The organism is Campylobacter sp. LR264d, from assembly GCF_008633895.1.
Classification (GTDB): Bacteria; Campylobacterota; Campylobacteria; order Campylobacterales; family Campylobacteraceae; genus Campylobacter_D.
Genome location: NZ_VJNT01000007.1, coordinates 26178 through 36659 on the forward strand (window position 1 = coordinate 26178; position 10482 = coordinate 36659).

At 30.9% G+C, this 10482-nt stretch carries 11 protein-coding genes; 6 read left to right on the forward strand and 5 right to left on the reverse strand.

Annotated elements, in window-relative coordinates; all coding sequences use genetic code 11:
• Positions 1 to 13: 13 nt before the first annotated feature.
• From thrB to FMM56_RS01540, 5 genes are all read right to left on the reverse strand, one after another.
• Entirely contained in the window at positions 14 to 892 is an 879-nt protein-coding gene (gene thrB, locus FMM56_RS01520; RefSeq protein WP_150140865.1) for a homoserine kinase, read from the reverse strand.
• 1 nt (position 893) lies between these two features.
• A complete protein-coding gene (locus FMM56_RS01525) occupies positions 894 to 1298 on the reverse strand; it encodes a tRNA threonylcarbamoyladenosine biosynthesis protein TsaB (protein WP_150140893.1) in 405 nt (134 codons plus the stop codon).
• A gap of 38 nt (positions 1299 to 1336) precedes the next feature.
• Positions 1337 to 2221 (reverse strand): UDP-3-O-acyl-N-acetylglucosamine deacetylase, encoded by an 885-nt coding sequence (gene lpxC, locus FMM56_RS01530; protein WP_150207579.1) that lies wholly within the window; start codon positions 2219 to 2221, stop codon positions 1337 to 1339.
• On the reverse strand, positions 2190 to 3584 hold the full coding sequence (locus tag FMM56_RS01535; protein ID WP_150207581.1) for a M23 family metallopeptidase: 1395 nt from the start codon (positions 3582 to 3584) through the stop codon (positions 2190 to 2192). Before FMM56_RS01535 ends, lpxC begins: the two co-directional genes overlap by 32 nt.
• A 65-nt stretch (positions 3585 to 3649) precedes the next feature.
• Entirely contained in the window at positions 3650 to 4477 is an 828-nt protein-coding gene (locus FMM56_RS01540; RefSeq protein ID WP_150140871.1) for a prephenate dehydrogenase, read from the reverse strand.
• 77 nt (positions 4478 to 4554) lie between these two features.
• Between FMM56_RS01540 and bamA the strand changes: the two genes are divergently transcribed.
• From bamA to FMM56_RS01570, 6 genes are all read left to right on the forward strand, one after another.
• Positions 4555 to 6774 (forward strand): outer membrane protein assembly factor BamA, encoded by a 2220-nt coding sequence (gene bamA, locus FMM56_RS01545; RefSeq protein ID WP_150151261.1) that lies wholly within the window; start codon positions 4555 to 4557, stop codon positions 6772 to 6774.
• A 144-nt stretch (positions 6775 to 6918) separates the two neighbouring features.
• Positions 6919 to 7761: an acetyl-CoA carboxylase, carboxyltransferase subunit beta gene (gene accD / locus FMM56_RS01550; RefSeq protein WP_150207584.1), complete on the forward strand. Its 843-nt coding sequence runs from the start codon at positions 6919 to 6921 to the stop codon at positions 7759 to 7761.
• Position 7762: 1 nt separating this feature from the next.
• Complete coding sequence (locus FMM56_RS01555) at positions 7763 to 8215, forward strand: 23S rRNA (pseudouridine(1915)-N(3))-methyltransferase RlmH (RefSeq protein ID WP_190317934.1); 453 nt, start codon at positions 7763 to 7765, stop codon at positions 8213 to 8215.
• Positions 8216 to 8224: 9 nt separating this feature from the next.
• A complete protein-coding gene (dksA, locus tag FMM56_RS01560) occupies positions 8225 to 8578 on the forward strand; it encodes an RNA polymerase-binding protein DksA (RefSeq protein WP_150207586.1) in 354 nt (117 codons plus the stop codon).
• Positions 8575 to 9558: a hypothetical protein gene (locus FMM56_RS01565; protein WP_150207588.1), complete on the forward strand. Its 984-nt coding sequence runs from the start codon at positions 8575 to 8577 to the stop codon at positions 9556 to 9558. The genes dksA and FMM56_RS01565 overlap by 4 nt, the downstream gene beginning before the upstream one ends.
• A complete protein-coding gene (locus tag FMM56_RS01570; protein ID WP_150151272.1) occupies positions 9555 to 10475 on the forward strand; it encodes a tRNA dihydrouridine synthase in 921 nt (306 codons plus the stop codon). The genes FMM56_RS01565 and FMM56_RS01570 overlap by 4 nt, the downstream gene beginning before the upstream one ends.
• Positions 10476 to 10482: the final 7 nt, after the last annotated feature.

The following is a 10482-nucleotide window of genomic DNA, read 5'->3' on the forward strand; positions in this document are numbered from 1 at the left end:
TTTTTCGCATTTTTTAGCAAATTTCAAAGCCTTTATTGTTAAATTCTAAACAAATAACTTTAAAATCCTTAAATTTATCTTGCATTTTTTGTGCAAAATAAGTAGTCTCATCCTTAAAAACTAAAGAAAAAAAGCTAGAACCAGAACCTGAAAGCGTACTCATTAAGGCCCTGTTTTCAAGGGCAAATTTTTGCACCTCAAAAAGCTGTGGTAAATTTTTCATACGTCTCATTTCATGTAATCTATCCTTACTAGCAAGCCTTAATAAATCATATTTTTTTTCTAAAAAACAAGCTGTTAAAAAAGAAGCATGGGTTATGTTAAAAACGCATTCTTTGAAATTTACATTATTTGGCAAAGTATTTCTACTTTGTGCTGTATTCATAGCAACATTTGGTACAACAATAACGGCCCTTAAATTCTCATCTATCTTTTTTTGAATGCTATAAACTTTATTATTTTCAACCAAAGAACAAACAAAGCCTCCAAGAGTAGCAGGTGCGATATTATCAGGGTGATTTTCATAATTTAAGGCCTCGTTTAAAATTCTTTTTTTATCCACACTAAAACCACTCATAAAATAAGCACTACAAATAGCCCCAACAATAACAGCTGATGAGCTTCCAAGACCCCTTGAAATTGGGATATTATTATTAAATATAAAACGAAATTTTTCTTTTTTGCCACTTAATTTTTCATAAACTTCATTGAAGATATTTATAAAAATATTATTTTTTTTCAAAAATAAATTCTTACTTCCTTCTCCATGAATTTTAACGCTAAATAAATTTGATTTTTCTATTATTGTTTCATTAAAAAGTTTTAAGCTTAAACCTAAACAATCAAAGCCCGGACCTAAATTTGCACTAGTTGCAGGTACTAAAATTTTCAATTTAAAAAACCTCATCTAAAAAATACAATGGTAGATTATCATTATCTTGATTAAGTTCTTTTAAATTTTTAGGCAAAAAAAATTTAGAAGGGGTATTTTTTTCTAAAATTATCTCTTTATCTTTATACACAAAGCATAAATTTTTATTTGCACAAATAGGGCCAAAATTATTTAATTCAAAGGCATTTACAGCAAGCAAAGGGATATTTTTAACTATGCTTAAAGTTTTTAAACACACATAAGAAATTTTAATACCCATATAAGAACCCGGTCCATTAGCATAAATCAAGCTTGAAAATTCATATTTTTTAAGCAATTTTTCTAAGATACAAGGTAGCCACTCGCTAGCCTTTTCATCGCTTTCATAGCTTTTAATTAAGGTATCGTTTTGATAAATTCCAAGCATTAAGGGCTTTGAAAGCGTATTTACTAACAAAGAAGTTTTTATGCAAATACCCTCTCATAATCTTTTTCATAAGCCTTATCAAGACTTACTATCTCATAGCTTTGCTTATCTTTTAAGACCTCTTTTGTTAATAAATGGTTTAAATGGTGACTTCCTGCGTATGAGTAATAATCCCCATAAACCCTATATCCAAGCAAGGTTAAATCACCTATGGCATCTAAAATTTTATGACGAACGAACTCATCTTTAAAACGCAAGCCATCAGGGTTTAAAATACGATTATCATCAACTACTATAGTATTTTCTAAACTTCCACCAAGTCCTAAATTCATAGCCCTAAGTGCCTTGACATCTTTTAAAAAGCCAAAGGTCCTAGCCCTTGCTATATTTTCTATATAATTTTTCTTGCTAAATTCGAAACTATAGCTTTGTTCGCCAATCATAGCATTATCAAATTTAATAGTATAATTAATCTTAGGTTCTTTGCTAGGCGTTAAACGCACATATTTATGCCCATCCTTTACCTCTACTACCTTTTTTATAACCATTATTTTTTTAGGAGCGTCAAGTTCTTTAACCCCTGCCTCGTCAAGCATCATACAAAAACTTATACTACTTCCATCCATAACAGGAGCTTCATTTGCATTTAGCACTATACGAACATTATCAATCCCATAAGCATTAATGGCACTCATTAAGTGTTCAATAGTAGAAACATAACCCCTACTATCGCCAATAACAGTTGCCATTTGTGTATTTATCACATTGCTAGGGTCAGCCTTATAAGTAGCGTTTAAATCACTTCTAAAAAAAACTATCCCACTATCAGCTTCTAAGGGCTCAAGTAAAATTTCTATAGGCTCACCCTTATGAAGTCCTATACCTACGCCTTTAACGGCTTTTGCTAAGGTCAATTGTCTCATTATTTGTTCCTAAAATTGTTTTTTTAGCATCGTTTAATACCTTGTATATGTTATTTTCTATCCATCTTCTATCTTGCCATTGTTCTGGTCTAACCTCAACGCCTTGTACCAAAACACCAAAATGCAAGTGGTCCCCAAGGGCTAAGCCACTAACTCCTGTTGTAGCGATTGTGCTATTAAGGCCTACTTCTTCATCTTTTTCTGTATATTTATCTGTACAATGCCCATAAAGGCTATAAAGTCCAAAGCCATGATAAAGTATTAAATTCAAACCATAAATTCCATTTTCATCAGCAAAAACAACCTTGCCACTATTATTACTAATTATAGGTGCTCTTGCAATACTTGCTAAATCAAGCCCCATGTGATATGATTGACTTACTTCTTTTCCATCATAATAATAATATCTATGATCAGCAAAATCGGCTACTTTCTTACCATTTTTCAAAGGTAAAAATAAATTTATCTTAAAATCCTCTATAATATCTTCTGGTACATTAGTAGTAAAATTATGAATTAAATCCTCATTTGAAATTCTCAAAGTTTCATTAACAAATTTAAATTGTTCAAAACGCGTTAATTCCTTATCCTTTGGTCCATAAAGTTCTGCTAAATCCTTAATCTTTCCATCAAGGAATCTATCACTTAAATTTATCTTTGAAACTCGGTATTTTCTATTTAATAGATAATACTTTATACGCTCTTTTGAAACATTACCTGCCTTATCCTTAGCCACTACAAAGGCACGAAATTCTTCTTCTTTTGCATCCCAAGCGATTAAGGAAGTGTAAAAACCTTGCTTTACAAAGGGGGTAACCTTAAAAATTTTATCCTTATTAGTTTGAATGAAAACCTCATCTAAATTTGCATCATCTACGCTAAATACAACGCTAGCTGCCCCACCTTGTTCTATTTGATAAGAATTGCTTAAAATATTAATCTTTGGACTCATATCATCAATGATTAATTTAATTTTCTTTTTAGCCACATTACCGAAATTCCACCAGCTAGAATCCTTTACATAAATGTCTAAAATATAGGATTTTATCTTTTCTTTATAAGCAGGTTTTGGCAAATTTACTTGCAAACTTAGTTCGTTTTTATTATCAAATTTATCATCTATCAAAGTAGTAGAGGTGTTATTGTTATCTTGTTTAAGGGAAATTTTCACATTTTTTATGCCACTGCCCTTATCTTTTAAGTCTATTAAAATAGGGTCCTTTGAATTTGAATAAATAATATTTTCAGCGATAATCTCAGGCTTACTCGCATCAAATACATTAGTAGTAACCCCTAAAAGTGCCAGTATAAATACCAAAAAAATAGCAAGTTTAATTATAATCTTTCTTGTTCTACTCATCATTTTCCCTATGTAAATTTGCAAATTTTAATACAATTTTAGTTAATACTAAGCAAATTTTAAACATTTTATAAAAATTCTCTTAATGAATTTGCCTTACCCATCCACGAATTCAAAGAACTTACTTCGTTATTTTCTATCATTTGTTTACATTTTTGTAACTCTTTTTCAAAAAGTCTTATGCTTTCAAGCAAATTTTCCTTATTTTGTTTAAAAATTTCACTCCACATTATAGGATTTGATTTTGCAATCCTGCTCATGCCCCTAAATGAACCCCCAGCTAAATGAATAATATTTCTTCTATCTTCTTCTTTTATAACAAAATTTGCTAAAGCAAAGCTAATGGCGTGAGGAAGGTGCGAGATTATAGCAACATGATGATCATGTGCTAAGCTATCCATAAAGACAATTTTCATTCCTATATGAGAAAAAAGCTCAACGCCTCTTCGTCTATGAACTTCATCTAAATTTTCAGCATCGCACAAAACACAAACTGCATCTTTATAAAGCTTTTTTAAGGCCGCACTAGGACCACTATTTTCAGTACCAGTCATAGGGTGTGCAAAAATAGTTTGTTTAATTAAATGCTTTGGCGTATTTTCTATAATCTTTCTTTTAGTACTTCCTAGTTCTATAATCGTAGTTTTTGAAGATATAAAGGCTAGCTTATTTAAAAGTTCAATTATCGCATCAACAGGGGTTGCTATAAAGATAATATCACAAAGTTCTAATTTATCAAAGCTAATTAACTCATGAATTAAACCCAAATTTAGTGCTTCTTCTTCATTTTCCTTACTTAAATCAAGTCCGTAAACCGTACTAATTAATTTATTTTCTTTCAAACAAAGCCCCAAAGAACCACCCATTAATCCAAGTCCTATAATAGCTATTTTCATTGCACTTGCCTTAAAATAAAAATTCGTTAAATGTTTTTTGCTATTATACAAGCTTTAAACAATTTTTAGGTAAAAAAATGATAAAAAAACTCATAAGTATATGTATTTTTTGTTCTTTTTCAAATGCTGTTATTATAAAAGAAATTAAATTTAGCGGGTTATATCAATTATCAGATGAAAGTGCCCTAAACTTAACTGGCTTAAAAATAGGCGAGGAATTAAATTTGGTCAAGGTAAATACGGCTATTTTAAATCTTTACAAGCAAAATTATTTTAATAATATAATAGTAGATGAAGAAAATGGCGTTTTAACCTTTATGGTTAAAGAAAAGCCAAGCATTGCAAAGATAACAATTACAGGCATTGCCTCAAATGATAGAAAACACCTTGAAGAAATTTTAGGCATTAAAAAAGGAAATTTATTTGATGAAAATGCTGTTAAAAGTGCTACTGAAAGAATAAAGGCTTATTATGATTCAAAGAGTTATTTTGATACTGTTGTGGAATTTAAAACTAAGGATTTAGAGAATACCCAAAGCATAGAACTTGAATTTATAGTAAATCGTGGTGAAAATATTACCATTGAAAATGTGTATTTAAGTGGAAGCAAGGAATTTTCTTATTCTGATATAGAACCTTACATAACCAATAAACAAGCTGAATTTATGGGCTGGATGTGGGGTATGAATGATGGAAAATTAAAAATTTTTGAATTAAGTAATGATAGTTCGCGTATTGCTGATGAGTATATGAAACAAGGCTTTTTAGATGTGCAAGTTTCTTCTCCCTTTCTTAAAACCTACACAGATACCTATAAGGCAGATTTGACCTATTTTATAAAAGAGGGCAAGCCTTATAAAATCACGCATATAAGCATTGAAAATCCACTTTTTACAGATGAAGAAAATGAGGATTTTGTGGATGATTTATTATCTAAGGTTGGGGCTATTGTAAATATAGAAAGCGTTAGAACTGATGTGAAATTTATAGAAACGAAGAGTGCAGATCTGGGCTATGCTTATGCACAAGTTTACCCTGATATTCAAAAAGATGAATTTTCTCAAGAAGCTAGTATAATCTTTAAGGTTATTCCAAATGAAAAAGTTTATATAAGAAATGTTATTATTTCTGGCAATTCTCGCACTGTGGATAGAGTAGCTCGTAGAAATTTATATTTAACCGAAGGAAATTTATATAACAGAACCGACCTTACTGAGTCAAGAAATGCTTTAAGAAGGACCTCATATTTTGAGGATGTTAACATTAAAGAAGAAAGGGTTGATGATACAAATATTGATTTAATAGTAGAAGTAAAAGAGGCCTCTACTGGTTCAATATCAGGTGGTATAGGTTATGGTTCAAGCGATGGTTTGCTTTTAAATGCATCTTTGTCAGATACAAATATCTTTGGTTCAGGTTATAGAAGTTCGGTTCGTGTAGACAAGGATGATGATAGCCTTGCAGGTCGTATTAGCCTTAGCAATCCTCGCATTAGAGATAGTTTTTATAGCCTTGGTGGCTCACTTTATGCAAATGATTATGACTGGAATACTTATGCAGAACAAAACTACGGCTTTGACATAAGCGTAGGGCGTGAATTTTTAAGATATTTTAACGCTAGTTTAACTTACAATTTAGAACAAAGTGAAATCTATGCCCTAAGCGATAGTCTTTTAAGAACTGGTTATAGGCTAGGGACCACTTGGAAAAGCTCTATTACTCCACAAATTAGCTTTAATAATACAGATGATTATTATTTGCCAAGAAGTGGGATAATAGCCTCGACCGGGCTTGAATATGCAGGGCTTGGTGGAGATCAAGAATTTTTATATTCTAATACTCGTTTTAATTTTTATCAAGGAGTAAGAGACTACATAGGAATTGACTTAATTTATCGTTATAAGGCTAGTTTTTATAAGGTTTGGAATCAAGGTTATTTGCCTATTAATCAAAGAATTTATCTAGGTGGAATTCGCTCAATTCGTGGCTTTGAAAGCAGAACCGTAAGCCCTAAAAATCAATATGGAGACGAGATAGGCGGGACTATAGGCTTTGCAAATTCCTTTGAACTTTCCTTTCCTATACTTGATAGGATTAAATTAAGAGGTGCTATATTTTTTGATTATGGGGCTATTGGTAGGGTTTATTTAGATGAAATTCAAAGAATGAGTACGGGCCTTAATATAGAATGGATTACCCCTATAGGTCCATTACAATTAATCTTTGCAAGACCTCTTAATGATAAAAAAGGAGACGATACAAATACCTTTGAATTCTCGCTTGGAACTAGATTTTAATGAGTACTTATAAATATTTTAAGAAAAATTCAAAATTTACACAAATAAACTATAAAAAAGCAAGAATTTGCCGAGCCTTAGACTTAATAAGCAAAGATAGGCAAAAAATTTGCTATAATTTTAGTTTTTAATAAGGTTGATTTTATGAATTTTACAGATATATTTTCAAAAATTAGAAAAAGACAATCTACGCCAAATGAAGCACCAAATCACTGGGTTAAATGCCCTAGTTGTCATGCTTTAATGTATTATAAAGAAATGCAAACCTGCCTTAATGTTTGTCCAAAATGTAATTATCATTTACGCATTAGCCCCTTAGAAAGAATAGAACTTTTAAGCGATGAGAAAAGCTTTAAGGAATTTGATATGTCCTTAGAGGCCACTGACCCACTTAAATTTGTAGATAGTAAATCTTATAAAAAAAGACTAAGCGAAGGCGAAAACAAAACAGGTAGAAAGAGTGCTGTTATAAGTGGAGAATGTAAGATTGAAAATATTAAAACTCAAATAGTTGTTTTTGATTTTTCTTTTATGGGTGGAAGCTTAGGCTCAGTTGAGGGCGAAAAAATAGTTCGTGCAATACAAAGAGCCATAACTGCTAAAACACCTTTGATTATCATTTGTGCAAGTGGTGGGGCTAGAATGCAAGAAAGCACTTATTCTTTAATGCAAATGAGTAAGACAAGTGCTGCTTTAAAGCTTTTAAGCAAAGAAAGATTGCCTTATATTAGTATTTTAACTGATCCTACCATGGGAGGTGTTTCAGCATCCTTTGCTTGGCTTGGGGATTTAATAATAGCCGAACCAGGTGCTTTAGTTGGCTTTGCAGGTGCAAGGGTTATTAAACAAACTATAGGAGCTGATTTACCCGGGGGCTTTCAAAGGGCTGAGTTTTTGCTTGAACATGGCTTAATTGATGCCATTGTACCAAGAGGTGAGCATAAAAAATACCTTGGCGATGTGCTTAAATTTCTAAGTGGAAAATAATTTGCAGATAAATATTTATTTTATACAAAAAAATGAAGAATTTAAGGCTTATTTTGACAAATATATAAAATTAATAAGCAAATACGCTACCTTTAAAGAATTTAATCTATTTAATAATAAGATAGCAAATGCCCAAAACATAGGCAAAGAACAGGCTCAAAAAAGCTACGAACAAGCCTTTAATCCTTACTTAAAAAAAGGCTTTTGCATAGGCTTAGATGAAAATGGCAAAAGCTTAACTAGCCTTGAATTTGCAAAGCTTTTAAAGGATAAATCTTTATTAAATTTTTTCATAGGTGGGGCCTTTGGCTTTAATAAAAATTTTATTAAAAATTTTGATTTAACTTTAAGTTTAAGCAATTTTACCCTAGCTCACAACATAGCAAGGCTTTTTTTGCTTGAACAACTTTATAGGACCTGTTGTATAAACAACAATCACCCATATCATAAATAAGGTTTAAAAATGAACAAGAACGAGTTAAAATTTTTCAAAAATTTTTTAGAATCAAGAAAAAAAATCATTTTAGAAAATTTGCAAAGCAATTTAAGAGAAATTGAGGCCTTGCATGATTCTGCCCCAAGCGATAGCGTGGATTTTTCTACTATAGAGACAAATTCTCAAATAGATTTTGCTATAAGCACAAATTTAAAACAAGAATTAATAGAGATTGAAAATTCCTTAGGAAAAATCAAAAATAAAAGCTATGGAATTTGCGAGGGTTGTGATGAAGAAATTGACACAAAAAGATTAAAGGTTAAACCTCATGCTAGATATTGCATATCGTGCAGACAAAGCGTAGAAAAAGGAGAATTATGAAAATCAAATTATTTGCCTTAGCAAGTTTCATTTATATAGGCTTTGTAATAGCCTTTGCCTTTTATTTAAATTTAGGAGATTACACGCTTAATTTAGGCACCCTTTCTTTATCCTTACCAGTAATGCTATGGCTTGGCGTGCCTTTGCTTATTTATTTTGTATTTGCTCTTTTACACATTAGCTTTTATGGCTTTTTGCGTTATTTGAAATTCAAGCATTTTTTCAAGGATTCTCGCCACTTTGAACACTTTGTAAGAGACTTGCTTTTAGAAAAAGAATCAAGGATTAGTTTTACCACTAAGGAATTTAGAAGAGTAGCCCAGTTTGCAAAGGTCTTAAAGACTCATGAGAAAATAGAAAACGAAACAAAAATCAATGAAATTTTAGACCTACTTGATGGCTTAAACAAAGAAGAATATTTAAATATCAATAAATTTAGATTGCCACAAAATAACGTCTTATACATAAAAAATGACAAAAATAGGCTTAAAAATGACCCTGATTATGCCTATTCTAAGCTTAAAAATTTAAGTGAGTTAAAAAACGAATTTGATGAATTAGCCTTTGAAATGCTTATTAAAAAGGGGGCTTACAATCAAATAAAAAATATTAAAATTCCAAAAACCCCAGCCCAAATAATAAGCCTTATAAAACGTTTTAAAGAAGGAAATTTGGAACTAAGCTTGGCTGAGTTTGAAATTTTACTAAGTAAGTCAAATTTAGGCGAAAAAGAATTCTTACAAGTTGCTAAGATGTGCACCAAGGTATTTAACCCAGATGCTATTATAAATATTTTCTTAAAGATTAAAAACGAAAATAAAGAAGCCCTTAAAGGATATCTATTTTTATTAGCCGAATTTTCAATGTTTGATGAGCTTTTAACGCAAATTAAACATGGGGATAATTTTGAAGATTTTAAAGCAGTTTTAGCCCTTAGAGAAAAAAATATACACTTTGATTTAAATCAACTTATACAATGATAGATTTTGCTAAAAAGCCCTTATTTTTAGCACCAATGGCAGGGTTTTCAGACCCTCCATTTAGAGAGGTAGTAAAGAAATTTGGTGCTGACATAACAATTAGCGAAATGATAAGTTCAAATGCCTTAGTTTATGAGAGTAAAAAGACCTTAGCAATGCTAAATCACTCGCCACTTGAAAGTCCATTCATAGCACAAATTGCTGGGGCTGATAGGGAAGTTATTAAAAAGGCTGTTTTGATTTTAAATGGGCTTAATTATATAGATGGCATTGATTTTAATTGTGGTTGCCCTGTCAATAAGGTCGTTAAACAAAATGCAGGCAGTTCTTTACTTGAAAATTTAGAACTTTTAAAAAGCTTGCTTAGTACTATAAAAGAATACAATAAAAAAAAATTTACTAGCGTAAAAATAAGGCTTGGTTTTAATGAAAATAAAGTTTGTGATATAGTTAAAATTTGCGAAAAAAGTGGAGCTGATTTTATAAGCATACATGGGCGCACAAAAAAGCAACTTTATAGTGGTAAGGCTGATTATAAGGCTATTAAAGATGCAAAAGAAATAGTTAAAATTCCTATAATCGCAAATGGGGATATTAATTTTAAAAATGCTAGTTTTGTACTTAGCTTTAGTAAATGCGATGGTCTTATGATAGGTAGGGCTAGTATTGGAAGGCCTTGGATTTTTAAAGAGATAAAGCAGGGCTTTAATGCTGATTTGACCCTTAAAAAAGAAGTGATTTTATATCATTTTAACGCCATGTTAAAGCACTATGGAAAGCAAGGCGTAAGCATTTTTAGAAAACACTTGCATGAATATAGCAAAAATCACGCCTTTTCAAGCACTTTTAGAGATGAGATAAACCACATAGATAACGAAAACAAAATGCAAGAAAAAATCGAAGAATTTTTTAGTTAGTTTTTTA

Bases quoted from the DNA above. Each gene is read 5' to 3' on its own strand.
- dksA (WP_150207586.1), top strand. From the start codon at position 8,225: ATGAACAAGAACGAGTTAAAATTTTTCAAAAATTTTTTAGAATCAAGA.
- FMM56_RS01540 (WP_150140871.1), bottom strand. From the start codon at position 4,477: ATGAAAATAGCTATTATAGGACTTGGATTAATGGGTGGTTCTTTGGGG.
- bamA (WP_150151261.1), top strand. From the start codon at position 4,555: ATGATAAAAAAACTCATAAGTATATGTATTTTTTGTTCTTTTTCAAAT.
- FMM56_RS01570 (WP_150151272.1), top strand. From the start codon at position 9,555: ATGATAGATTTTGCTAAAAAGCCCTTATTTTTAGCACCAATGGCAGGG.
- FMM56_RS01565 (WP_150207588.1), top strand. From the start codon at position 8,575: ATGAAAATCAAATTATTTGCCTTAGCAAGTTTCATTTATATAGGCTTT.
- lpxC (WP_150207579.1), bottom strand. From the start codon at position 2,221: ATGAGACAATTGACCTTAGCAAAAGCCGTTAAAGGCGTAGGTATAGGA.
- accD (WP_150207584.1), top strand. From the start codon at position 6,919: ATGAATTTTACAGATATATTTTCAAAAATTAGAAAAAGACAATCTACG.
- FMM56_RS01535 (WP_150207581.1), bottom strand. From the start codon at position 3,584: ATGATGAGTAGAACAAGAAAGATTATAATTAAACTTGCTATTTTTTTG.
- FMM56_RS01525 (WP_150140893.1), bottom strand. From the start codon at position 1,298: ATGCTTGGAATTTATCAAAACGATACCTTAATTAAAAGCTATGAAAGC.